Raw genomic sequence first — 23,140 nt, forward strand, 5'->3', positions numbered from 1 at the left:
TGTTTCCGGGACACCCCCTCGCCGACCGCGCCGCACACGCCGAAGCCGCCGGCATCCGTGGGATGCCGGCGGCTTCGCCGAACGAGGCTCAGACGACGGGCGGGTCGTCCGTGCGGCTGGTGGCCTGGCGGGTCACGCGGTCACCGCTGACCGGGTCGACGCTCGTGTGCGAGGTCGCCACGCTCTGGCGCTTGCGCAGCATGAGCACGAGTCCGATGACGAAGACGACCACGCCCGCGCCCATCAGGATGTAGCCGATCAGATCGAGGTTGACGTAGCTGACCTCGACATTGACTGCGAATGCGAGGATCGCCCCGATGACGAAGAGGACGACTCCTGTGCCGATACTCACGATGTTTCTCCTTCCGGCGGCTCGCGGGCGAGACCACCTGCGGCGCGCCGGGTCTCGGCCGCCGCAACGCCACCATAATCCCGCGCCGGCGGCGAACGCGGTAGCCCGTTGACAACGATTTGCACACACCGCTACGCCCGCATCCGGACCTCTCGATGGGTGGCCGACTGCCGTATGGCGTGCAGTCGCATCAGCCCGGCGCACGTAACCACGGTCACCGCGACGTGGCAGAGCGACAGGGCGAGCGCGCTCGCGGCATCCAGATCGGTCTGCAGAGGCATGGCGACGATCGAGCCGAGACCGGCGATCACCGTCAGCACCAGGGCCGTCGGGGTGACCCATCGCCAGGCCACCGGCAGCAGCGCCGCGATCGTCATCCCGACGCCCACCGGCACCGCGGTGAACCCGATGAGCGTGAGGATGTCCACGGTGGCCGGCTGCCCTTGGGACGTGAATCGATACGTGCCGCCGAGGGCCAGTCCGATCAGGTAGACGCCGAGGTTGATCACGACCGCGGCCCCGAGGGTGGCCAGGATGACTCCGCCTCTCGTGCGCGAGAATCGTCGGGCGCTCTTTCTCGTGGTGGATGCCGTGTGCATGGGTTGCTCCCTTCGCAGCGGCGACTGCTACCGGGTCAGGTACGCTTCGATGCGATCGAACGCGCCGACCCAGACGTCGGTCTCGAAGAAGTCACGGACCTCGGGCACGGGGAAGCCCGACTGCAGGACGGTGACGAGGGTGCCGCTCCCCTGCTCGGCGAAGGTGATCTCGATGCGCGTCGTCATCGTCATCCCGTCGGGGCTGCTGCCGACCGATTCCGTCACCAGGCGATGAGGGCGGTCGATCTCGAGGAAGGTCTGCGTCTCGCGGAACAGCGTGTTCTCATCGGGACCCCAGACGGCCGTCTGCACTCCCCCGACACGAAGGTCGGTGGTGATCTCGACGATCCCGGGCCGCTCATCCAGGATGGTGAACCAGACCTTCTGCTTCTCGGCATCCGTGTAGGCGTCGAAGACGGCATCCGGGCTCGCGGGGATGACCCGCGTCATCCGCATCTCGATGGTCTCGGCGTCGCGCGCCGGGCTTTCCTGTGTCATTCCGATTCTCCGTTCGTGGTGGTGTTGGTGTTCTGATTCGTGCGAAGCGTGAAGTACGCCTCCAGTCCGTCGAGGCGGCGCTCCCAGAGCTTCTGGTAGAACGTGATCCAGGCCATGGCGTCGTCCAATCGCTCGGTGCCCAGCCGGCACTGCCGGCTACGACCGACCTTTTCGGTGACGACGAGGCCGGCATCCTCGAGCACCTGCACGTGCTTCTTCATGCCCGTCAGCGTCATGCCGGCGGGCTCGGCCAGTTCGGTGATCGAGGCAGGTCCCTCACCCAGACGCGCGAGGATCTCCCGCCGCGTCGAGTCGGCCAAGGCCGCGAACGTCGCGTCGAGCGCTAATTGCTGAACCATAAAGTTCACTATACGACACTGAACCAGAAAGTTCAATGATGCGGATGTCGGAAACGCTGATTACCGTGAACCCATGCCACGCACCATCTTCTACACCGCCACGACGTTGAACGGATTCCTGGCGGACGATGCCGACTCGCTTTCCTGGCTGTTCGCCGTACCGGGCGGCGAAGGGGGCGAGGGCGGCGAAGAGAACGGGATCCAGAGCTTCCTCTCCGACGTGGGAGTGCTCGTCCAGGGATCCACGACATACGAGTGGGTGCTCGCGCACGAAAATCTCGTCGACCAGCCGGAGAAGTGGCCGGAGTACTACGGTGCCCGTCCGACCTTCGTCTTCACCTCGCGTACGCTGCCGGCCGTTCCGGGTGCCGACGTGCGATTCGTCTCGGGATCCGTGGTGGACGCCTGGCCCTCGATCGTCGAAGCGGCCGGAGGAAAGGACGTCTGGGTGGTCGGCGGGGGTGACCTCGCGGGGCAGTTCGCGGATGCCGGGCTGCTCGATGAACTGCTCGTCACGATCGCCCCGGCCACTCTCGAGTCGGGTCGGCCGCTCCTCCCCCGACGACTCGAGTGGCCCCGCCTGAAGCTCGAGAAGCTGCGGCAGGTCGGTCAGTTCGCGGAGCTCACCTACTCGGTGCACCCGGCCGATGGCTGAGCGGTCGCGTGTTCGCGTATCGCTCGAGCAACGCGACGACGCGACAAGTTCGGACCACCGGATCTGGGCGCTGAAGGCCGACGGCGAGGACGTCGGTTCACTGGAGGCGGATCGCCTCGGAGGGCGCATCGATGTCCGTCTGTTCGTCACCGAGGCGTGGCGCGGACGAGGGGTGGCCACGGCGGCCCTCGGGCAGTTCCTCGGGCTGCGGGCGTGGCCGGATGCCCAGACGCTTCGCATCACGTTGGACCCCGACAACCGGGCCGCGGCGGCGGTTGCGGCGTCGGCCGGATTCTCGGCGTCCGGGAGCGACGCCACAGGGTCGGAGCACTGGGAGCGGGCGGCCCCGGGTCCGCGGCGGCCGCCATCCGGACCGGGGCGATTCGTCGACGCGGATGGTCGTATCGACCGGTTCCCCGTGAAAGCGGCGGAGCTGCGAGAACTGCTCACGTGGGTGGCCGACCGTACCTTCTCCCCCGGTGAGGTGCTGTCGGAACGGGCGCTCAACGAAGGGCTGAGCGGCCTCACGAACGATGTCGCGCTGCTGCGGCGGCACATGGTCGATCATGGTGTGCTCGCGCGGACGAGGTCTGGGTCCGAGTACTCCCGCGCAGAGCCGTGAGCTGTGGATAACTTCCGGAGCTTCGAGGCCGGCGGATTACCGTAGTCGGGTGACTTCTCGCCGATTCGGAACCCTCGTGACCCTTGCGGTGGTCGCCGGGCTGCTCGGCGGCTGTGTCGGAGAGCCCGCGCCTGTCGAGACGACGCCGGCGTTCGCGTCCGAGGACGAGGCGTTCGCCGCAGCCGAGGAGACCTATCGGGCGTACGTGGATGCGCTGAACGCTCGAATGAGCGGGTCACCGGGGAACATTGAGCCCGAAGACTGGTTGGTGGGTTCGGCTCTCAATTCAGAACTCGAGTCGCAGGAGGAGCTTGCAGCGGCCGGCAAGTCGAACGTCGGGCAACTGTCCGTGAGTGCCGTCGAAGCGGCCAGCTGGAAAGCCTCGTCCGCGACCGTCCACGTGTGCCTCGACGTCAGCAAAACGCAAGTCCTAGACGCCGACGGTACGGATGTCACCCCAGCAGCCCGCCCCCTCGTTGTTCCGCTCGAAGTCATCGTCATGACTGCCGGCAGTCGTCTGTTAATTGCAGATATCAACGGATACCCGGAGGGATTCGATTGCTGACTGCGTTAATCTTCACGACCGTACTCGGCGCCGGGATGATGTCGATGTCGGCGGACTGCACTGCATCGGAGGCAATCAACGGCACCTGTTACAGCACCTCCAACTCAGGCGAGCGGGTCGACGTCGGCGGGTCACTGAACAGCCCGGGATCATCCCGCCCCAACGGCGGTCCATCGAATCGCCCCTCGAACCCGGATGCGAAGGCGGATTCTGCGCCGAAACCCGAAGAGGTCTGCCCGCCGGTCATCGGATGTCGCGGCAACTACACCGTCGTGACACTCCCAGACGTGACTCTGGCCGACATCGCATCGTTCGTGCCGGCGAAGCCGGAGTTGTCGGGCGAGCCCGCCGGGCTCGGGGTGGTGGGGATGCCCACGAACGTCGTGGCCGCGGCATCCGAGCAGCGCATCGCCGGCACGCTCTTCGACTTCGCCGTGACGGTGCGGTTCGTGCCCTCCGGCTTCCGATTCGCCTATGGCGACGGTTCCACCCGCACGAGCGGAACCGGCGGGACGAGCTGGAGCGCCCTCGGGCAGGCGGAGTTCACGCCTACCGACACGAGCCATGTCTATCGCACCCGCGGAACGTACCCCGTATCGGTCACCGTGCTGTACTCGTCATCCGTCGACTTCGGCACCGGCAATTGGCGACCGGTGCCCGGATTCGTGGAGGCGACCACCGGAGGCTACGACGTCCGCGTGGTCGAGGTGCACACGGGGCTCGTCGACAGGACCTGCATCGAGAACCCCGGCGGACCGGGCTGCTAGGCGGCCGTCGGCTCCAGCGTCGTCCACGACCCGTACTTGGGCTCGCGACCATCACCCGACGACGTGCCGGTGAGTCGCCGGCGCACCCACGGCCCCACGTGCTCCCGGTAGTACTGCGCCCGGCGCAGCCGCTCCACCTCCGGAAGCTCGGGAAGCGACCACCACTCCTCCGGCCGCGGCACGCCGAGCGCATCAAGCACTCGGGCCGCGACACGGTGGTGCCCACGGGAATTCATGTGCAACCGGTCCTCCGACCAGAACGGGGGCGTGCCGAGCTCCCGATCAGGCCAGTTCAGCGCACGGATGACGTCGGGACGGTCGGCGATCCGATCGTTGACGGCGACCGTCAGCAGATCGCCACGTCGCTGCATGACGCGGCCGAGCGGAAGCTGTCCCGAGGGGTTCGCGCCCGACAGCAGGATGAGCCGCACGCCCTCTTCGTCGCAACGGCGCAGCACGTGGGTGAATGCGTCGGCGATGCGCTGAACGTCCGCCTTCGGCCGCAGCATGTCGTTGCCGCCGCCGTTGAACGAGAGATGCGTGGGCTTCAGCGTGAGCGCGGGCTCGAGCTGCTGGTCGACGATGGGCCAGACGAGCCTGCCCCGGATCGCCAGGTTCGCGTACTCGATCGGCTCGCCGATGCCGTCGGCCCACCCCTGCGCGGCGATGTCGGCCCAGCCTCGGGTGCGCCCATCGGGAAGCTCGTCGCCGACTCCTTCGGTGAACGAGTCGCCGATGGCGACGTAGCGAACGGATGACACTCCCCCACCCTACGGGGGTCAGCGGGCGCCGGCTCAGCGATCATCCAGTGCGAGTCCTCGCTTGTCGACCAGCCCCCACGCCGCACCGGCAGCGACGAGGAAGAAGACGGCGAAGACCACGAAGAGCAGCGGAGCACCGCCGACCGCGAGCAGGATCGGCACAGACAGCGGCGCGCCGATCGAGGCGATGCGCCCGACGCCGGCAGCCCACCCGGACCCCGTGGCCCGCAATGATGTCGGGTACATCTCGGGCGTGACGGCGTACAACGCGCCCCACGCGCCGAGGTTGAAGAACGACAGCGCCATCCCGCTGATGATGACGGCCGCCTCGGTCGTCGCGGTCCCGAAGAACACGGCCGCCACCGCCGATCCGACCAGGAACACCGACAGTGTGAGGCGGCGTCCCCAGACCTCGATGAGCCACGCGGCGACGGCGTATCCGGGCAGCTGGGCCAGCGTGATGATCAGGGTGAACCCGAAGGAGCGAACCAGGTCGTACCCGGCCGCCACGAGGATCGTCGGGATCCAGATGAACGCTCCGTAATAGGAGAAGTTCACGCAGAACCATACGAGCCAGAGGCACGCCGTCCGCACCCGGAACTCGCGGGTCCACAGCGCAGCGAGGCGCTGGCCCGCGCTCGGCTGGGGTGGTGCGACGACGGATGCCTCGGCGGAGGCGTCCGGGTCGATCGGTGCTTCGACGCCTGCGGCCTCCTCGAAACGCCGCACGACAGCCTCCGCGTCGGCGGAACGACCGCGTCGCTCCAGCCACCGCGCCGACTCGGGCAAAGCCCAGCGCACCACGAGCGCATAGGCGGCGGGCAGCGCCCCGAGCGCGAAGGCCCAGCGCCATCCATCGGGCGAACTCGGGATGACGAGGAAGCCGATCAGCGCGGCCGCGGTCCAGCCCACCGCCCAGAAAGCCTCGAGGATGACGATCAGCCGCCCCCGCATGCGCGCCGGCGCCAGCTCGCTCACGTACGTCGACGCGACGGGAAGCTCGGCACCGAGACCGAGACCCACGAGGAACCTCAGGACCAGCAGCATGGCCAGCCCGCCGACCAGGGCGGACGCACCGGTCGCGAGCCCGTAGATCACGAGCGTGACGGCGAAGACCTGGCGGCGGCCGATGCGATCGGCCAGCAGCCCGCCGACGCTGGCGCCGACCGCCATCCCGACGAATCCGATCGACGCGATCCACGACGCCTGCGACGGCTCGAGGCTCCACTGCACCGCCAGCGACGCGATGATGAAGGAGATCAGCCCCACATCCATCGCGTCGAGCGCCCAGCCGATGCCCGAGCCCGTCAGCACCTTCAGGTGCTGGCGGGTGAAGGGCAGTCGGTCCAGCCGCTCCGAGCGCGTCGCAGCGACCTTCATCCGGGCATCCGTCATCCCGCCATCGTACGGATCAGGAGACGTGACGGGGCTGCTCAGCGAGCAGTTCCTCCACCATCGGCGCGACGCGCGTGCCGTACAGCTCGATGCTGCGCATCAGCTTGTCGTGCGAGAGGGTGCCGGTCGAGAACTTCATGTCGAAGCGCTGGGCGCCGAGCGTGCGGACGGTGTCGGCGATCTTGCGGGCGACCGTCTCGGGCGACCCGGCGTAGATCGAGCCCTCCGGTCCGACGTCGTGCTGGAACCGCATCCGGCTGTACGGCAGCCATCCGCGCTCCCGGCCGATCGTGTTGTTCATCGACTCGAAGCCCGGGTACGCCTCCTCCCACGCCTGCGCGTCCGTCTCGGCGATGTGGCCGGGCGAGTGGATGCCGACGGGCAGCTGCTCGCGCTGGAACGAGTCGAGGGAGCGGTGGTAGAGGTCGACGAACGGCCGGAAGCGGCCCGCCGGCCCGCCGATGATCGCGAGCATCAGCCCGAGACCGTGGCGCGCGGCACGCACGACGGACTCAGGCGTTCCGCCGACGCCGATCCACGCCTTCAGACCGTTCTCCGTCTTCGGGAAGACATCGGCGTCCACCAGTGGCGCGCGGGTCGTGCCCTGCCAGGTGACGGGCTTCTCCTCGAGCAGGCGGGTGAAGAGGTCGAGCTTCTCCTCGAACAGCACCTCGTAATCGCGCAGGTCGTAGCCGAACAGCGGGAACGACTCGATGAACGATCCGCGACCGAGGATGACCTCCGCGCGGCCGCCGCTCACGGCATCCAAGGTCGCGAAGCGCTCGTAGACGCGCACCGGGTCATCCGAGGAGAGCACGGTGACGGCGGTGCCCAGATGGATGTCGCGCGTACGCGCCGCCGCGGCGGCGAGCACGATCTCAGGGCTCGAGATCGCGAACTCCGGCCGGTGGTGCTCCCCCACTCCGAAGAACGCGAGTCCGACCTGGTCGGCGAGCACCGCCTGCTCGAGGACGTTGCGGATCGTCGCCGCGTCGCTGATCGGCGTGCCCTGCTCGTCCTGCGTCACGTCGCCGAAGGTATCGAGGCCGAGGTCTACTGTGCGTGATCCGCTCACGATGCACCATCCTGTTCTATTCACTCGCATGCAACCGTGTGTTCGGCGGTGACATTCCCGGTCAGCATATGGCGGCGTATCGTGTGACCGTGAGCCTCTTCGCCGATCGAGCGGACGCAGGCCGCCGTCTGGCAGAGGTGCTGGAGAGGTGGCGGGGTCAGGACGCGGTCGTCTGCGGCATCCCGCGAGGCGGCGTCGTCGTCGCCGCAGAGGTGGCGCGGGCACTCGGGAGACCCCTGGATGTGGCGGTGGTCCGCAAGCTCGGTGCTCCCAGCAACCAGGAGTTCGCCGTCGGCGCGATCGCCGACGGGGTTCGTGTGGTGAGTCCCGGCGCGGTGCAGAACGCCGGAGTGACGCCGGAGCAGCTCAACTTCGTCGAGGACATGGAGCGGGTCGAGCTGCGACGGCGCATCGAGCGCTTCGGCCAGCCTCGCCTGGACGTCATCGGGCGGACGGCGATCATCGTCGACGACGGGGTGGCCACCGGCGCCACGGCGATCGCCGCCTGCCAGAGCCTCAAGGCGCGCGGTGCTGCGAGCGTGGTGCTCGCGACGCCCGTGGCTCCGGCGAACTGGCGACCGGGTCAGGACGTCTGCGACGAATACATCTGCCTCTCTCCTCAGCCGGACTTCTGGGCGGTCGGGCAGTTCTACGACGACTTCACCCAGACCGAGGACGCGGAGGTCGAGCAGCTGCTCCGCAACGCCTGAGCCTGCCGAAGCGTCGCGCTTCGGCAGGCTCAGCGACCGCGGGTGCGGCTCAGCGACCGCGGGTGCGGCACAGCGACCGCGGGTGCGGCACAGCGACCGCGGGTGCGGCTCAGCGACCGCGGGTGGGGCCCAGCGACCGCGGGTGCGGCACAGCGTTCGCGGACGGGACTCAGCCCTTGAGAAGCGCCGTCCGCAGGGTGTCCAGCCCGACGCTGCCGACGTCGAGGGCCCGCTTGTGGAACTCCTTGATGGAGAAGTCCTCGCCCTTCTCGACCTCATAGTCATCCCGCACCTGCTCCCAGATGCGCTGGCCGACCTTGTACGCCGGAGCCTGCCCCGGCCACCCGAGGTAGCGATTGACCTCGAACTGCACGAACTCGTCGGACATGTTGACGTTTCGGCGCATGAACGCCAGCGCGTAGTCGTGGTCCCACACGCCTTCGCCGTCCAGGCGCGGCTTGCGCAGGTGCACGCCGATGTCGAGCACCACGCGCGCGGCCCGCATCCGCTGGCCGTCGAGCATCCCGAGCCGGTCGGCCGGATCATCGAGGTAGCCGAGCTGCTCCATCAGGCGCTCGGCGTAGAGCGCCCACCCCTCCGCGTGACCGGAGGTGCCGGCGACCAGGCGCCGCCATGAGTTGAGCTCACCGCGGTTGTAGACCGCCTGCGCGATCTGAAGGTGGTGCCCCGGCACGCCCTCGTGGTAGACGGTCGTCAGCTCGCGCCAGGTGTCGAACTCCGTGACGCCCTCGGGAACCGACCACCACATGCGGCCGGGACGCGAGAAGTCATCGGTGGGGCCGGTGTAGTAGATGCCGCCTTCCTGCGTCGGAGCGATCATGCACTCGAGCGTTCGGATCTTCTCCGGGATGTCGAAGTGGGTCCGGCCGAGCTCCTCGACGGCGCGATCGCTCGTGATCTGCATCCACTCCTGCAGGGCCTTCGTGCCATGCAGCTTGCGCGACGGGTCTGCCTCGAGGAAGGCCACGGCCTCCTCGACGGATGCCCCGGCCTTGATCTCCCTCGCGATGGACTCCTGCTCGGCGACCATGCGGGCGAGCTCCTCGACGCCCCACTCGTACGTCTCGTCGAGGTCGATCGTCGCCCCGAGGAAGCGGCGGGAGCGAAGAGCGTAGAGTTCACGGCCGACGGCGTCCTCCTCGCCAGCCTCGGGCGCGAGTTCGTTCGAGAGGAACGAGGCGAGCTCGTCGTAGGCGACGCGGGCGGCGTTGGAGTTGTCGGCGATCTCGCGAGCCAGCGATGCGGGCAGCTGACCGTCCTTCGGGGCGGCGTCGGCGGCGAACGCGGCGAAGAAGCCGGTGTCGCTCGTGTACCGCCCGATCTGGGTCACGACCTCGGACACCTGACGGCGCGCGGGCACGACGCCCTGCGCGATGCCCTCGCGCAGTCTGGCGACGTAGCCGTCGACCGCACTCGGAAGAGCCTTGAGCCGCGCCGCGATGACGGACCAGTCATCGGCCGTGTCCGACGGCATGATGTCGTACGCGGCGCGGAGGTCCTGGGCGGGCGAGGCGATCACGTTGAGGTCGCGGAGGTACCACTTGGCGTCGTGCGTCTCGATCGCGAGCCGCAGTTCGCGTCCCAGGTCCTCCTTGGTGACCTCGTCGATCGCGTCGACGGGAACCGCGCCGTCGAGGGCGGTGAGAGTCGATCTCGCCGCGTCCACCAACTGCTGCTGACCGTCGGGCGAGAAGTCCGGGTAGCGGTCGTTGTACTCCGAGCGGCCGATGTAGGTGGCGAGGTACGGGTCGAGCTCTGCAAGGGTGTCGACCCACGCGTCGGCGATCGTGTCGACGGGCGTGGGGGTCCGGGGTGATTCAGTCATGAGGTCGAGCCTATGCACGGGACCGGCGTGCCATCCAGTCGGCGACTCACATGAACCCGATCGGATCCGGTCGCGCTGCTCCGCTCGGCTAGTGCGCGGCCTCGTTCCAGTCCATTCCCCGGCCGATCTGCACGTCCAGCGGAACCGAGAGGTTCGCCGCGTCGCCCATCCGCTCCTGGACGATCTTCTCGGCGGCATCCCACTCCCCCGGTGCCACCTCCACCACCAGCTCATCGTGGATCTGCATGAGCACGCGCGACCGCATGCCCTGTTCGCGGAGGGAGTCGTGGATGTGGAACAGCGCGATCTTCATGATGTCCGCCGCACTGCCCTGGATCGGGGCGTTCAACGCCGCGCGCTCGGCGTTCTCGCGGAGGACGCGGTTGGGGCTGGCGAGGTCGGGGAAGGGCCGGCGGCGCCCGAAGATCGTCTCGGTGTAGCCGTCGACCTTCGCCTTCTGCACGGAGGAGCGGAGATAGTCGCGGACCGCCCCGAATCGGGCGAAGTACTCCATCATGAGCTGCTTGGCCTCGGTCTGCTCGATGCGCAGCTGCTTGGACAGCCCGAACGCCGAGAGGCCGTAGACGAGCCCGTACGACATCGCCTTGACCTTGGTGCGCATGGCGGGCGTGACATCTCGCGGCTCGACGCCGAAGACGCGTGCGCCGACGAAACGATGCAGGTCTTCGCCGCTGTTGAAGGCCTCGATCAGTCCGGGGTCTTCGGAGAGGTGGGCCATGATGCGCATTTCGATCTGCGAGTAGTCGGCCGTCAGCAGCGCCTCGTAGCCCTCGCCCACCTCGAACGCGGATCGGATCCGGCGGCTCTCCTCGGTGCGGATGGGGATGTTCTGCAGGTTCGGATCGGTGCTCGAGAGACGGCCCGTCTGGCTGCCGGTCTGCAGGTACGTCGTGTGCACGCGGTGATCCGGGCCGATCGCGACGTCGAGCGACTCGATGATCTGACGAAGCTTCGTGGCCTCACGGTGCTGCAGGAGCAGGTCGAGGAAGGGATGCGGGGCCGCCTCCTGCAGATCGGCCAGGACCGCGGCATCCGTCGAATACCCCGTCTTCGTCTTGCGCGTCTTCGGCAGCTGCAGCTCCTCGAACAGCACCTCCTGCAGCTGCTTGGGAGAGCCGAGGTTGACCTCGCGCCCGATCGCCGCATACGCCTCCTGTGCGATGGCGTCGGCCCGTTCGGCGAGCGTCGAGGAGAAGTCGGTGAGCTTCTCGTGCGACACGGACACGCCGGCGAGCTCCATGTCGGCGAGGGTCGACAGCGTCGGCAGCTCGATGTCGGTGAGCACCGTCGACACGCTCTCTGCCAGCTCGGCGCGCAGCGCGGCGGTGACGCGCAGCGTGTACCACGACAGCTGCCCGGGCGTGGCTCCCTCCGTCTCCGGAACGAGCTGCGTGGGGTCGGACTCGGGCAGGTTCTCGTCGAGATAGCGGTCGACGAGGTCGGCGAGCTTCTTGTCGGGGAAGCTCGGACGCAGCAGCCAGCCCGCGAGGATGGCGTCGAACGCCAGGCCGCCGAGGCGCAGTCCTGCCCGGCGCAGCGCCTTCACCTGGGGCTTGGCATCGCTGAAGATCTTCGGGGAGTCGGAGGCGAGCCACTCCGCGAGCGCCTCGGAGATCTCGGGTGTCCATGCGGCTTCGACCGCGGCATCCGGCGTGGCGAAGCCGATGCGAGACGGCAGGCCGGCCGCCTCCAGGATCGTGACGCCGACCTCACCGTCGGCGTCGCCGAGCCACGCGCGGAGCTCCCCCGGCGCCAGCTCGGTCGGCACGGGCATCGGAACCGCAGCCGCCGATGTCACCGCTGCCATCTGCTGCTCGATGCCGGCGAGCTCGGCGACCCGAGGGATCAGGGTCTTGAACTCCAGCCGCGCGAAGATGTCGCGCACGGCCTGCGCATCCATCGGCTGCACTTCGAGGTCGGCCACGGAGACCGGCAGCTCGACGTCGCGCAGCAGGCGGTTGAGGCTGCGATTGCGCCGGACGTCGTCGAGGTGCTCGCGAAGATTGCTGCCGACGACGCCCGTGACCTTGTCGGCGTTCTCGAGCAGGGCGTCGAGCGAGCCGAACTGGCCGAGCCACTTGACCGCCGTCTTCTCCCCGACCTTCGGCACACCCGGCAGGTTGTCGCTCGTCTCGCCGACCAGAGCGGCGATGTCGGGGTACTGCTCCGGCGGCACCCCGTACCGGTCGAGAACGGCCTGGGTGTCGTAGCGCTTGAGCTGGGAGACGCCCTGCACGTTGGGGTAGAGGACCGTGATGTTCTCGTTGACCAGCTGAAGGGTGTCCCGGTCTCCCGAGCAGACCAGCACATCGAATCCGGCGGCCTCGCCCTCGGTGGCGAGCGTCGCGAGGATGTCGTCGGCCTCGACGTCTTCCTTGTGCAGCACCTTGATGCTCATGGCGGCGAGGCAGTCCTGAAGGATCGGGACCTGGCCCTTGAACTCCGACGGGCTCTCGGACCGGTTGGCCTTGTACTCGGCGTACTCACGGCTGCGGAACGACTGCCGGGAGGTGTCGAAGGCGACCGCCATGTGCGTGGGCCTCTCGGCCTTGATCAGGTTGATCAGCATGGAGAGGAACCCGTAGATGCCGTTGGTGTGCTGCCCGTCCTTCGTGGAGAAGTTCTCGACGGGGAGTGCGAAGAACGCCCGATAAGCGAGCGAGTGGCCGTCGACGACGAGGAGGGTAGGCTTTGCGGAGTCCGTCACCATGTCAGCCTAGCCACGGGTGGGGACATCGATTCCCACGCCGCCGTGCCCTCTGGAGTGCCGCCATGACCGACACATCACCGACGCCCGGAGACGGATCGGAGCCCGTCAACGGCATGGAATGGGCCTTCCGTCGCGGCATGGGAGCCCTCGCCGAGAAGATGGGCATGGAGTTCCTCGAGTTCTCCCTGGAGCGCTGTGTGGCGACGCTGCCCGTCGAGGGGAACACGCAGCCCGTGGGGCTCATGCACGGCGGGGCGTACGTCGTGCTCGGCGAGTCGCTCGGCTCCATGGCCGCCAACCTGCACGCCGGTCCTGGCCGACTCGCCGTGGGTGTCGACATCAACGCCACGCACACGCGCTCTGCGACGTCGGGCGTCGTGACGGGGGTCTGCACCCCCGTTCACCTCGGCCGCAGCCTGACGGTGCACGAGATCACCGTGAGCGACGAGCAGGGCCGCCGGCTCTCGACGATCCGCATCACCAACATCATCCGGGACGCGCCCGTCTGAGTCGGCCGCGGCGGCCCACGAGTCGGGCCCCGCCGGGTGGGGGCTACGCCTTCTTGGGCGCGAGCTGCTCGATGATCGCCTTGGCGACATCCTGCATCGTCAGACGGCGGTCCATCGACGCCTTCTGGATCCAGCGGAACGCCTCGGGCTCGGTGAGGCCCATCTTCTCGTTCAGCAGGCCCTTCGCGCGGTCGACGAGCTTGCGGGTCTCGAAGCGCTCGACCATGTCGGCGACCTCGGCCTCGAGCGTGATGATCTGCTGGTAACGGCTGAGGGCGATCTCGATCGCGGGGAGCAGGTCGTTGGGCGTGAACGGCTTCACGACGTACGCCAGAGCGCCGGCCTCGCTGGCGCGCTCGACGAGCTCCTTCTGGCTGAAGGCGGTCAGCAGCACGACGGGGGCGATGTGGTTCTTGCTGAGCTTCTCGGCGGCGCTGATGCCGTCGAGCTGCGGCATCTTGACATCCATGATCACGAGATCGGGGCGCAGCTCGGTCGCGAGCTGCACGGCCGTCTCACCGTCTCCGGCCTCGCCGACGACATCGAATCCGTTGTCGCGGAGGATCTCCACGATGTCGAGACGGATGAGCGACTCGTCTTCTGCGACCACCACGCGGCGGGGTGCGGGCGTCGTAGGGGTATCGCTCTGTTCTTGCTCAGTCACTCTTGAATCCTACGGTATGGTCAAGAACGAACGCGGGCCGGTGTGGCGGAATGGCAGACGCGGAGCACTCAAAATGCTTTGTCCGAGAGGGCGTGTGGGTTCGAGTCCCACCACCGGTACGGCATGAGGGCGCCCATCACGGGGCGCCCTCCTCCTTCACCCGGACCGCCGGCAGCCCGCGGCCGCGGCATCCGTTCAGCCGACGGCGGCGAGTGCCCCTCGGGCGCGCATCCGCCGCACGTTGAGCTCGTTCAGGCCTGCCAGCAGGGCGAGAAGAACGACGGATGCCGCCACGACGGCCGTCGCGTCGACCCACTGCGCGACCGGCACGAGCGCCCATGGGAGCACGATGCCGGCCGGTCCCCAGAGGACCACATCCCTCTTCGCGGCGCCGTAGCGGAGCGCCTCGGCGGCGCACGTGAGGAAGAACAGCGACACGCCGGCGGCGAGGCAGACCGCCGCCCCTGCGGGCAGGTGATGCCCGGCCTCCGCCACCGCCGTCCCCAGCGCCGCGGCGAACATCGTGATGCCGGCGATGAGCAGGAACGGCAGATACATCACGGTGTCCCGCAGTCCGCCGATGCTTCCCCGCAGCTGCAGGCCGCGCAGTCCGCGCTCCGCGGCCACGGCGCCGTAGCCGAAGAAGATCCACGCCAGCACGGAGACGGCCAGCAGCCCGAGCACCGCCGTGACGGCGGGCAGCGGAGCCCAGTGTGCGTCGAACTCGGCGATGATCGAGAGGATCGACTCGCCGAACACGATCACGACGAGCAGGCTGATCCGCTCGACGAGGTGGTCGATGTCCAGGCTCGCCCGCAGCCACTCGGCCTGGCTCCCCAGCGCACTCAGCAGCGCCACCTCGATGGCCACCGCCATCACCCACAGCAGGAACTGCGAAGGCGGTGGGACGAAGATGGACGCCACCCAGAGACCCGCCGTCACGATCGAGTAGAGCACGGGCCGCCAGAGCGGCACGCCGACCTTCTCCCGCTTGGCGAACCACGGTGCGAACCACACGATCCGGATGACGGCGTTGCCGATCGCGAAGGCAGCGGCACGGTCGCCGAACGCTTCGGGGACGGCGGCCGCCATCACCCCGATCGCCACCATCGCGATGGTGACGGACACCCAGATGGATGGCGTCACGCGCGCACCGAAGAGGTTCATGGTGAGGCTGGCGTTCACCCAGGCCCACCACGCCGCGGCCAGGAGCCCGAAGAATGCGCCGGCCTGCACCCAGCCGGGGTCCCCGTGCATCGTATGGGCGATCTGGCCGATGTACGCGACCATGACCAGGTCGAAGAACAGTTCCAGCCAATGGACTCGGCGACCGCTTCGACCGGGTGCCTGCGCGTCATCCACGGCGACAGCATAGGGCACGTCCCCCGCCGGAGCGGGAGACGTGCCCTGGGTGGCTGCGGGGCCGGTTATGCGTCGAGCTTGTAGACCGGGGCCTTGCCGTGCACGGCGTCGCCGATCTTGTGGATGCGGATGTCGTTGGTGGAGCCGATGATTCCGGGGGGCGATCCGGAGATCACGACCACCTTGTCGCCGACCTTGGCGAGGTCGTTCGAGAGGAAGTAGTCATCGACCTGGATGAACATGCGGTCGGTGTGGGCGACGTGCTCGACGAGGGCCGACTGGATGCCCCAGGTCAGGGCCATGCGGCGACGGATCGCCGGCTCGGGGGTGAAGCCGATCATGGGGATGTGCGGCCGCAGACGCGACATCCGGCGTGCGGTGTCGCCCGACTCGGTGAAGATGCAGAGGTACTTCGCCTCGACGAACTCCGCGACCTCCATCGCGGCGAGCGTGATCGCCCCGCCCTGGGTGCGGGGCTTGGTCGTCAGCTTCGCGATGCGCTCGAGACCGTGGTCCTCCGTCGATGCGACGATCCTCGCCATCGTCTCGACGACGACCACCGGATACTTGCCGACGCTCGTCTCGCCCGAGAGCATGACCGCGTCGGCACCGTCGAGCACGGCGTTGGCCACGTCGCTGGTCTCGGCCCGGGTGGGGACGGGGTTGTCGATCATCGACTCCAGCATCTGCGTCGCGACGATGACCGGCTTGGCCATGCGCCGGCAGAGCTCCACCGCGCGCTTCTGCACGATCGGCACGGCCTCGAGCGGCAGCTCGACGCCGAGGTCGCCACGGGCGACCATGATGCCGTCGAACGCGTCGATGATCTCTTCGAGGTTGTCGACCGCCTGCGGCTTCTCGATCTTGGCGATCACCGGGACGTGACGTCCCTCCTCGGCCATGATGACGTGCACGCGCTGCACGTCCTTCGCGCTCCGCACGAACGAGAGCGCGATCAGGTCGGCGCCGATGCGCAGGCCCCACCGCAGGTCCGCCTCGTCCTTGTCGGACAGAGCAGGCACGTTGACCGCGACGCCGGGCAGGTTGATGCCCTTGTTGTTGGACACCGGGCCCGCCACGATGACCTTGGTGGTCACGACCCTGTCCTCGACCTCGACGACCTCGACGCGCACCTTGCCGTCGTCGATCAGCAGGAAGTCGCCGGGATTCACGTCGTCGGGCAGCCCCTTGAAGGTCGTCGAGACGATCTCCTTGGTGCCCTGGATGTCATCGGTGGTGATCTTGAAGATGTCGCCGACCTGCAGATCGTGCGGTCCGTCGGCGAACTTGCCGAGGCGGATCTTCGGGCCCTGCAGGTCGACGAGCACGGCCACAGGCCGGCCCGCGTCATCCGCCGCACGACGCACGTTGGCGAAGTTCGCCTCGTGCACCGAGTAGTCGCCGTGGCTGAGGTTCATGCGGGCGACGTCCACGCCGGCGTCGATGATGGAGCGAACCATCTCGTACGACGATGTGGCCGGCCCAAGGGTGGCGACGATCTTGGCGCGTCTCATCCGTATGTGCTCCGAGTCGGTTGGTGATGTGGGGGGAGATCGGGAACGCCCTGAAAGGGCGGCAAATGCGTCGCCAGCCTACGCGGGCTGGAGCCCGATGGCGACATCGTGGGGGCGGACGGGCGCCGGCAGGGCGGTCTCCCCCATCAGGAAGGAGTCCACGTGTGCGGCGGCGGCGCGGCCCTCCGCGATCGCCCAGACGATGAGCGACTGACCGCGACCGGCGTCGCCGGCGACGAAGACGCCGGACACCGAGGTCTCGTACCGGTCATCGCGCTCGACGTTGCCCCGTCCGGTGAACTGCGGTCGCAGCTGCTCCTCGAGCTCCGTGCGCTCGGGGCCGGTGAAGCCCATGGCGATGAGGACGAGGTCCGCGGGGATCTCGCGCTCGGTGCCGCTCTTGGGAACGCGCCGGCCGTCGACGTACTCGGTCTCGGCCACGCGCAGCGCGCGCACCTCTCCGGCGCCGTTGGAGAGGAACTCCACGGTGGATGCGAGGTACATGCGCTCACCGCCCTCTTCGTGCGCCGAGCTCACCTCGAAGACCGTCGGGTCCATCGGCCACGGCTGGTGCTCCGGGCGCGACGTCGCCGGCTGCACGCCGATCGCGAGGTTGGTGACGCTGAGCGCACCCTGGCGGTGTGCCGTGCCGATGCAGTCGGCGCCGGTGTCGCCGCCGCCGATCACGATGACGTGCTTGCCTTCCGCGCTGATCTGGTTCGGCACCTGATCGCCCGCGACGGCCTTGTTCGACTCGATGAGGTACTCCATCGCGAAGTGCACACCCGCGAGGTCGCGACCCGGGATGGCGAGCTCGCGCGGGATCGTCGCCCCGGTGGCGATCACGACGGCGTCGTAGCGGCCGCGCAGGTCGCTCCAGGAGATGTCGACGCCGATGGTGACACCGGCGCGGAAGCGCGTGCCCTCGTCGCGCATCTGACGGAGGCGGGCCTCGAGGTGCTTCTTCTCCATCTTGAAGTCGGGGATGCCGTAGCGGAGGAGCCCACCGATCCGGTCATCGCGCTCGTAGACGGCCACCGTGTGGCCGGCGCGGGTGAGCTGCTGGGCGGCCGCGAGACCGGCGGGACCGGAGCCGACGACGGCGACGGTCTTGCCCGTGAGGCGCGCGGGCGGCTCCGGTTCGACCCAGCCGTTCGCGAAGGCCTCATCGGCGATCGAGACCTCGATCTGCTTGATCGTCACCGCCGGCTGGTTGATCCCCAGGACGCACGCGCTCTCGCACGGAGCGGGGCACAGGCGCCCCGTGAACTCGGGGAAGTTGTTCGTGGCGTGCAGGCGCTCGATGGCCGACCGGCCCTCGCCGCGCCACATCAGGTCGTTCCACTCCGGGATGAGATTCCCGAGCGGACAGCCCTTGTGGCAGAACGGGATGCCGCAGTCCATGCACCGACCGGCCTGGCGGCGGATGACGCCGGACTCGGCCGACTCGTACACCTCTTTCCAGTCCATGATCCGGACGGGAACCGGGCGTCGGGGCGGCAGCTCGCGCTCCGTCGTCTTGAGGAAGCCCTTGGGGTCAGCCACCTGTCACCTCCAGGATGCGTGTCCAGACGACGTCGCCGTCGGGGTCGAGCCCCTCGGCGACGGCCGCCTGGCGGGTTTCGAGCACGGCCGCGTAGTCGCGAGGCAGCACGCGCACGAAGTTGAGCGATTCGGATTCGAAGTCCTCGAGCATCGCCTTCGCGAGCACCGAGTCGGTTTCGGCGACGTGCTGTTCCAGCAGGTCGCGCAGGATCTCGACGTCGCCCGAGCCGAGCTCCTGCAGCACGAGCTCTCCGGACACGAGCGCCTCGCGGTTCACGAGCGCCTCATCGAGCTTGTAGACGTAGGCGCTGCCTCCGCTCATCCCGGCACCGAGGTTGCGACCCGTCTTGCCGAGGATGACGGCGAGGCCGCCGGTCATGTATTCGAGGGCGTGGTCTCCGACGCCCTCCACGACCGCGGTGGCGCCGGAGTTGCGCACGAAGAACCGCTCGCCGACGACGCCGCTGAGGAACATGGTGCCCTGCGTGGCGCCGTAGCCGATGACGTTGCCCGCGATGACGTTCTCGGATGCGGGGAAGGTCGCACGCCGAGGCGGCCGGATCACGATCTGGCCACCCGAGAGTCCCTTTCCGACGTAGTCGTTCGAGTCGCCCTCGAGGCGCAGCGTGATGCCGGCGGGCATGAAGGCCCCGAAGGACTGGCCTGCCGACCCGGTGAGGTTCACCACGATCGAGCCCGAAGGCAGACCGTTCTCGCCGTGGGCCTTGGTCACGCGGTTGCCGAGCATGGTGCCGACGGCCCGGGCCGTGTTGCGCACCGGAAGCTCGATCACGATCTCGCCGCCGTGTGCGATCACGTCCTGGGCGCGCTCGATCAGCTGCACGTCGAAGTGCTCGTGCAGCTCGTGGTCCTGCCCGTGGGTGTTGCGGCGCGGCTCGTCCTCCGAGAACGCGGGTCCCTCGAGGATCGGCGCGAGGTCGAGTCCGGATGCCTTCCAGTGCTCGACGGCGCCGTTGATGTCGAGCAGCTCGTTGTGGCCGATCGCCTCGTCGAGCGAGCGGAAGCCCAGCTCGGCCAGGTACTCGCGCACCTCTTCGGCGATGAACTCCATGAAGTTCACGACGAACTCGGGCTTGCCCGTGAAGCGCTCGCGCAGCACCGGGTTCTGGGTCGCGACGCCGACCGGGCAGGTGTCGAGGTGGCAGACGCGCATCATGATGCAGCCGCTGACGACCAGCGGCGCGGTCGCGAAGCCGAACTCCTCGGCCCCGAGCAGCGCGCCGATGATCACGTCGCGGCCGGTCTTCAGCTGCCCGTCGACCTGCACGACCACCCGGTTCCGCATGCCGTTGAGCATCAGCGTCTGCTGGGTCTCGGCGAGCCCGAGCTCCCACGGTGTTCCCGCGTGCTTCAGCGAGTTCAGTGGGCTGGCGCCCGTTCCGCCGTCGTGCCCGGAGACCAGGATGACATCGCTCAGGGCCTTCGCAACGCCGGCGGCGACGGCACCGATCCCCGACTGGCTCACCAGCTTGGTGTGGATGCGCGCCTCGGGATTCGACCGCTTGAGGTCGAAGATCAGCTGCTTGAGGTCCTCGATCGAGTAGATGTCGTGGTGCGGCGGGGGCGAGATCAGGCCCACGCCCGCGGTCGCGTGGCGCGTGCGGGCGACCCACGGGTACACCTTCGTCGGTGGAAGCTGTCCGCCCTCCCCCGGCTTGGCGCCCTGGGCGAGCTTGATCTGGATGTCATCCGACTTGGTGAGGTACAGGCTCGTCACACCGAACCTGCCCGAGGCGACCTGCTTGATGGCGCTGCGTCGGTCCTCGCTCAGCAGGCGGTCGACATCCTCGCCGCCTTCCCCGGTGTTCGACTTGGCGCCGATGGAGTTCATCGCGATGGCGAGCGTTTCGTGGGCTTCCTTCGAGATGGAGCCGTAGCTCATCGCACCCGTCGAGAAGCGCTTGACGATGGATGACACGGGCTCGACGTCACCGAGCGGCACGGGCTTGCGAGCGCCGGAGCGCAGCTTGAAGAGCCCGCGCAGGGTCTTCAGCTCCTGGGCCTGATCGTCGACGAGCTGCGTGTACTCGCGGAAGATGTCGTAGCGGCGGGAGCGGGTGGCGTGCTGCAGGCGGAAGACGGTGTCCGGGTTGAAGAGGTGGGGCGAGCCGTCGCGCCGCCACTGGTACTCGCCGCCGGTCCAGAGGCGCTCGTGGGCGCGGGCCGCGCCGTCCTCGGGGTACGCGTAGGCGTGACGGGCGGCGTTCTCGGTGGCGATCACGTCGATGCCCACCCCGCCGAGCTTGCTCTCGGTGCCGGTGAAGTACGCCTTCACGAACTCGTCCGACAGCCCCACGGCCTCGAAGACCTGCGCGCCGGCGTAGGACGACACGGTCGAGATCCCCATCTTCGACATGATCTTCAGCACGCCCTTGCCGAGCGCGTAGATCAGGTTCTTGACGGCCTTCTCGGGGGTCACGCCGGTGATGTAGCCGGCGCGCACGAGGTACTCGACCGTCTCCATGGCCAGGTAGGGGTTGACGGCGGATGCGCCGTAGCCGATCAGGGTCGCGACGTGATGGACCTCCCGCACGTCGCCGGCCTCGACCACCAGGCCGACCTTCATCCGCGTCTCGTTGCGGATGAGGTGGTGGTGCACCGCGGCCAGCATGAGCAGCGACGGGATGGGGGCCAGGTCCTTGTTCGAGTCGCGGTCGGAGAGCACGATGAGCTCTGCGCCGTCCTCGATCGCCTGGTCCACCTCGAGGCACATCTGGGCGATGCGCTTCTCCATGCCCTTGCGTCCGGCCTCTACGCGGTAGAGGCCGCGGATCGTCACCGAGCTGCGTCCGGGGAGGGCGGTGTCGATGTGCTGGATCTTCGCGAGCTCGTCGTTGTTGATCACCGGGAAATCCAGCGTGACCGAGCGCGCGTGCTCCGGTCCCCAGTCCAGCAGGTTCCGCTCCGGGCCGAGGCCGAGCTTGAGGCTCGTGACGACCTCTTCGCGGATGGAGTCCAGCGGCGGATTCGTGACCTGGGCGAACTGCTGCGTGAAGTAGTCGAACAGCAGGCGAGGACGCTCGCTGAGCACGGCGATCGGGGTGTCGCTGCCCATCGCCCCGAGCGGCTCCGCGCCGGTCTGGCCCATGGGCATGAGCAGGATGCGCACCTCCTCCTCCGTGTAGCCGAAGGTGCGCTGGCGACGGGTGATGGAGGCGATGGGATGCACGATGTGCTCGCGGTCGGGGAGGTCGGCGAGGCGGACGGTGCCCTTGTCGAGCCACTCCTGCCACGGCTGCAGCGAGGCGAGCTCGGCCTTGATCTCGTCGTCTTCGACGATGCGGCCGGCGGCGGTGTCGACGAGGAACATGCGCCCGGGGCGCAGACGCCCGCGGCGCTTGATGCGCTCGGGCTCGAAGTCGAGCACGCCCGTCTCGCTGCCGATCACGACGAACCCGTCGGTCGTCTCGGTCCAGCGACCCGGACGCAGCCCGTTCCGGTCGAGGGTGGCGCCGACCAGCGTGCCGTCGGTGAAGATGAGTGCGGCGGGGCCGTCCCACGGCTCCATCTGCATGGAGTGGAAGTCGTAGAAGGCGCGCAGCTGCGGGTCGATGTCCGCCTGCTTCTCGTAGGCCTCCGGCACCATCATCATGATGGCGTGCGGCAGGCTTCGTCCCGTCAGGGTGAGCAGCTCGAGCACCTCGTCGAACGACGCGGAGTCGCTGGCACCCGGGGTGCAGATCGGCAGCAGCGGGCGGATGTCGCCGAGGAGTTCCGATTCCAGCTGGGACTGTCGGGCGCGCATCCAGTTGCGGTTGCCGTTCACGGTGTTGATCTCGCCGTTGTGGGCGAGCATGCGCAGCGGCTGCGCGAGCGGCCACGACGGGAAGGTGTTGGTCGAGTAGCGGGAGTGCACCACCGCGAGCTCCGAGGCGAACCGCTCGTCCTGCAGGTCGGGGTAGAACGGCTCGAGCTGCAGCGTGGTGACCATGCCCTTGTACCCGAGCGTGCGCGAGGAGAGCGAGACGAAGTATGCGCCGAGCTCGAGTCCGGCGCGCTTGCGCAGCCGGAACACCCGGCGATCGAGCGCGATGCCCGACAGCGCGGGTGCATCGCCGACCGCCGGCCGTGCGACGAAGAGCTGCTCGAACTCCGGCCGCGCGTTGAAGGCCAGCTTGCCGAGGTGCGACTGCTCGGTCGGCACCTCGCGCCACCCGAGCACGACGAGGTTCTCGGACTCGGCGATGTGCTCGATGCCCGCCTTCTGTGCGGCGCGCTCCTCGTCGTCACGGGGCAGGAAGATCATGCCCGCGGCGTACTCGCCGACGGCGGGAAGCTCGAAATCGGCGACCTCGCGAAGGAACGCGTCGGGCATCTGGGTCAGGATGCCCGCGCCGTCGCCGGTGCCGGCATCCGAGCCGATCGCACCGCGGTGCTCGAGGTTGCGCAGCGCCGTCAGGGCGAGGTCGATGATGTCGTGACCGGGTACGCCTCGAAGCGTCGCGACCATGGCCAGGCCGCAGGCGTCCTTCTCGAACGCCGGGTTGTACATTCCCTGCTTCTCGGGAAAGGCGCCGAGGGCGCCGTGACGTGGGCTCGAAGCCATGTCAACCGTCCTCACGTTGAAGCTCAAATGGGACGACGTCGGCC

General features: G+C 68.5%; 20 protein-coding genes and 1 tRNA gene. 7 read left to right on the forward strand and 14 right to left on the reverse strand.

What is annotated here, in order from left to right; genetic code table 11:
- Positions 1 to 88 precede the first annotated feature (88 nt).
- The 4 genes from ACLQ2Q_RS04160 to ACLQ2Q_RS04175 form a co-directional block, all read right to left on the reverse strand.
- Complete coding sequence (locus ACLQ2Q_RS04160; protein WP_425818219.1) at positions 89 to 352, reverse strand: DUF6458 family protein; 264 nt, start codon at positions 350 to 352, stop codon at positions 89 to 91.
- Positions 353 to 483: 131 nt separating this feature from the next.
- Complete coding sequence (locus ACLQ2Q_RS04165) at positions 484 to 951, reverse strand: DUF6069 family protein (protein ID WP_425818221.1); 468 nt, start codon at positions 949 to 951, stop codon at positions 484 to 486.
- Between the two features lie 27 nt (positions 952 to 978).
- Positions 979 to 1,449: an SRPBCC family protein gene (locus ACLQ2Q_RS04170; RefSeq protein WP_425818223.1), complete on the reverse strand. Its 471-nt coding sequence runs from the start codon at positions 1,447 to 1,449 to the stop codon at positions 979 to 981.
- A complete protein-coding gene (locus ACLQ2Q_RS04175) occupies positions 1,446 to 1,808 on the reverse strand; it encodes an ArsR/SmtB family transcription factor (protein WP_425818225.1) in 363 nt (120 codons plus the stop codon). Before ACLQ2Q_RS04175 ends, ACLQ2Q_RS04170 begins: the two co-directional genes overlap by 4 nt.
- Before the next feature lie 73 nt (positions 1,809 to 1,881).
- Here ACLQ2Q_RS04175 and ACLQ2Q_RS04180 point away from each other — a divergent pair, with 73 nt between their 5' ends.
- The 4 genes from ACLQ2Q_RS04180 (at position 1,882) to ACLQ2Q_RS04195 (ending at position 4,417) form a co-directional block, all read left to right on the forward strand.
- Entirely contained in the window at positions 1,882 to 2,463 is a 582-nt protein-coding gene (locus tag ACLQ2Q_RS04180; protein ID WP_425818227.1) for a dihydrofolate reductase family protein, read from the forward strand.
- Positions 2,456 to 3,085 (forward strand): GNAT family N-acetyltransferase, encoded by a 630-nt coding sequence (locus ACLQ2Q_RS04185; RefSeq protein ID WP_425818229.1) that lies wholly within the window; start codon positions 2,456 to 2,458, stop codon positions 3,083 to 3,085. The genes ACLQ2Q_RS04180 and ACLQ2Q_RS04185 overlap by 8 nt, the downstream gene beginning before the upstream one ends.
- 76 nt (positions 3,086 to 3,161) lie before the next feature.
- Positions 3,162 to 3,650 carry a hypothetical protein gene (locus ACLQ2Q_RS04190; RefSeq protein ID WP_425818231.1) on the forward strand — a complete coding sequence of 163 codons (489 nt, stop codon included), beginning with the start codon at positions 3,162 to 3,164 and terminating at the stop codon, positions 3,648 to 3,650.
- Positions 3,644 to 4,417: a hypothetical protein gene (locus tag ACLQ2Q_RS04195; protein ID WP_425818233.1), complete on the forward strand. Its 774-nt coding sequence runs from the start codon at positions 3,644 to 3,646 to the stop codon at positions 4,415 to 4,417. The genes ACLQ2Q_RS04190 and ACLQ2Q_RS04195 overlap by 7 nt, the downstream gene beginning before the upstream one ends.
- Here the strand turns inward: ACLQ2Q_RS04195 and ACLQ2Q_RS04200 are convergent.
- From ACLQ2Q_RS04200 to ACLQ2Q_RS04210, 3 genes are read right to left on the reverse strand one after another with little or no spacing between them, the layout of a single operon-like run.
- Positions 4,414 to 5,178 carry an SGNH/GDSL hydrolase family protein gene (locus ACLQ2Q_RS04200; RefSeq protein WP_425818235.1) on the reverse strand — a complete coding sequence of 255 codons (765 nt, stop codon included), beginning with the start codon at positions 5,176 to 5,178 and terminating at the stop codon, positions 4,414 to 4,416. The genes ACLQ2Q_RS04195 and ACLQ2Q_RS04200 overlap by 4 nt on opposite strands.
- A 33-nt stretch (positions 5,179 to 5,211) precedes the next feature.
- Positions 5,212 to 6,573, reverse strand: coding sequence for an MFS transporter (locus tag ACLQ2Q_RS04205; protein WP_425818237.1), 1,362 nt, complete (start codon positions 6,571 to 6,573; stop codon positions 5,212 to 5,214).
- A gap of 16 nt (positions 6,574 to 6,589) precedes the next feature.
- Complete coding sequence (locus ACLQ2Q_RS04210) at positions 6,590 to 7,678, reverse strand: LLM class flavin-dependent oxidoreductase (RefSeq protein ID WP_425818239.1); 1,089 nt, start codon at positions 7,676 to 7,678, stop codon at positions 6,590 to 6,592.
- A 59-nt stretch (positions 7,679 to 7,737) separates the two neighbouring features.
- Between ACLQ2Q_RS04210 and ACLQ2Q_RS04215 the strand changes: the two genes are divergently transcribed.
- Positions 7,738 to 8,358 (forward strand): phosphoribosyltransferase, encoded by a 621-nt coding sequence (locus ACLQ2Q_RS04215; protein WP_425818241.1) that lies wholly within the window; start codon positions 7,738 to 7,740, stop codon positions 8,356 to 8,358.
- Between the two features lie 169 nt (positions 8,359 to 8,527).
- On the opposite strand, the gene ACLQ2Q_RS04220 is transcribed toward ACLQ2Q_RS04215, so the two are convergent.
- Both ACLQ2Q_RS04220 and polA read right to left on the reverse strand, forming a co-directional pair.
- On the reverse strand, positions 8,528 to 10,204 hold the full coding sequence (locus ACLQ2Q_RS04220; protein ID WP_425818243.1) for a DUF885 domain-containing protein: 1,677 nt from the start codon (positions 10,202 to 10,204) through the stop codon (positions 8,528 to 8,530).
- An 88-nt stretch (positions 10,205 to 10,292) separates the two neighbouring features.
- On the reverse strand, positions 10,293 to 12,932 hold the full coding sequence (gene polA, locus ACLQ2Q_RS04225; RefSeq protein WP_425818245.1) for a DNA polymerase I: 2,640 nt from the start codon (positions 12,930 to 12,932) through the stop codon (positions 10,293 to 10,295).
- A gap of 116 nt (positions 12,933 to 13,048) precedes the next feature.
- Here polA and ACLQ2Q_RS04230 point away from each other — a divergent pair, with 116 nt between their 5' ends.
- On the forward strand, positions 13,049 to 13,444 hold the full coding sequence (locus ACLQ2Q_RS04230) for a PaaI family thioesterase (protein ID WP_425818633.1): 396 nt from the start codon (positions 13,049 to 13,051) through the stop codon (positions 13,442 to 13,444).
- A 43-nt stretch (positions 13,445 to 13,487) separates the two neighbouring features.
- On the opposite strand, the gene ACLQ2Q_RS04235 is transcribed toward ACLQ2Q_RS04230, so the two are convergent.
- Positions 13,488 to 14,108, reverse strand: coding sequence for an ANTAR domain-containing response regulator (locus tag ACLQ2Q_RS04235; RefSeq protein ID WP_425818247.1), 621 nt, complete (start codon positions 14,106 to 14,108; stop codon positions 13,488 to 13,490).
- Between the two features lie 36 nt (positions 14,109 to 14,144).
- Here ACLQ2Q_RS04235 and ACLQ2Q_RS04240 point away from each other — a divergent pair.
- Positions 14,145 to 14,227, forward strand: a tRNA-Leu gene (locus ACLQ2Q_RS04240).
- Between the two features lie 76 nt (positions 14,228 to 14,303).
- Here ACLQ2Q_RS04240 and ACLQ2Q_RS04245 read toward each other — a convergent pair.
- The 4 genes from ACLQ2Q_RS04245 to gltB all read right to left on the reverse strand — a co-directional run bounded on the left by ACLQ2Q_RS04245 (position 14,304) and on the right by gltB (position 23,096).
- A complete protein-coding gene (locus ACLQ2Q_RS04245; RefSeq protein ID WP_425818249.1) occupies positions 14,304 to 15,470 on the reverse strand; it encodes a low temperature requirement protein A in 1,167 nt (388 codons plus the stop codon).
- A 65-nt stretch (positions 15,471 to 15,535) separates the two neighbouring features.
- Positions 15,536 to 16,984: a pyruvate kinase gene (gene pyk, locus ACLQ2Q_RS04250; protein ID WP_425818251.1), complete on the reverse strand. Its 1,449-nt coding sequence runs from the start codon at positions 16,982 to 16,984 to the stop codon at positions 15,536 to 15,538.
- A 78-nt stretch (positions 16,985 to 17,062) separates the two neighbouring features.
- Positions 17,063 to 18,529 carry a glutamate synthase subunit beta gene (locus tag ACLQ2Q_RS04255; RefSeq protein ID WP_425818253.1) on the reverse strand — a complete coding sequence of 489 codons (1,467 nt, stop codon included), beginning with the start codon at positions 18,527 to 18,529 and terminating at the stop codon, positions 17,063 to 17,065.
- The gene (gltB, locus tag ACLQ2Q_RS04260; protein WP_425818255.1) at positions 18,522 to 23,096 is read right to left on the reverse strand and encodes a glutamate synthase large subunit; all 4,575 of its coding nucleotides are present in this window, start codon (positions 23,094 to 23,096) and stop codon (positions 18,522 to 18,524) included. The genes ACLQ2Q_RS04255 and gltB overlap by 8 nt, the downstream gene beginning before the upstream one ends.
- Positions 23,097 to 23,140 lie beyond the last annotated feature (44 nt).

The organism is Microbacterium sp. DT81.1, assembly GCF_049844955.1.
Lineage (GTDB): Bacteria > Actinomycetota > Actinomycetes > Actinomycetales > Microbacteriaceae > Microbacterium.

Coding starts and splice junctions, on each gene's coding strand:
- ACLQ2Q_RS04170 (WP_425818223.1), bottom strand. CDS start 1,449: ATGACACAGGAAAGCCCGGCGCGCGACGCCGAGACCATCGAGATGCGG.
- ACLQ2Q_RS04180 (WP_425818227.1), top strand. CDS start 1,882: ATGCCACGCACCATCTTCTACACCGCCACGACGTTGAACGGATTCCTG.
- ACLQ2Q_RS04220 (WP_425818243.1), bottom strand. CDS start 10,204: ATGACTGAATCACCCCGGACCCCCACGCCCGTCGACACGATCGCCGAC.
- ACLQ2Q_RS04205 (WP_425818237.1), bottom strand. CDS start 6,573: ATGACGGATGCCCGGATGAAGGTCGCTGCGACGCGCTCGGAGCGGCTG.
- ACLQ2Q_RS04230 (WP_425818633.1), top strand. CDS start 13,049: ATGGAATGGGCCTTCCGTCGCGGCATGGGAGCCCTCGCCGAGAAGATG.
- ACLQ2Q_RS04185 (WP_425818229.1), top strand. CDS start 2,456: ATGGCTGAGCGGTCGCGTGTTCGCGTATCGCTCGAGCAACGCGACGAC.
- ACLQ2Q_RS04165 (WP_425818221.1), bottom strand. CDS start 951: ATGCACACGGCATCCACCACGAGAAAGAGCGCCCGACGATTCTCGCGC.
- pyk (WP_425818251.1), bottom strand. CDS start 16,984: ATGAGACGCGCCAAGATCGTCGCCACCCTTGGGCCGGCCACATCGTCG.
- ACLQ2Q_RS04210 (WP_425818239.1), bottom strand. CDS start 7,678: ATGCGAGTGAATAGAACAGGATGGTGCATCGTGAGCGGATCACGCACA.
- gltB (WP_425818255.1), bottom strand. CDS start 23,096: ATGGCTTCGAGCCCACGTCACGGCGCCCTCGGCGCCTTTCCCGAGAAG.
- ACLQ2Q_RS04175 (WP_425818225.1), bottom strand. CDS start 1,808: ATGGTTCAGCAATTAGCGCTCGACGCGACGTTCGCGGCCTTGGCCGAC.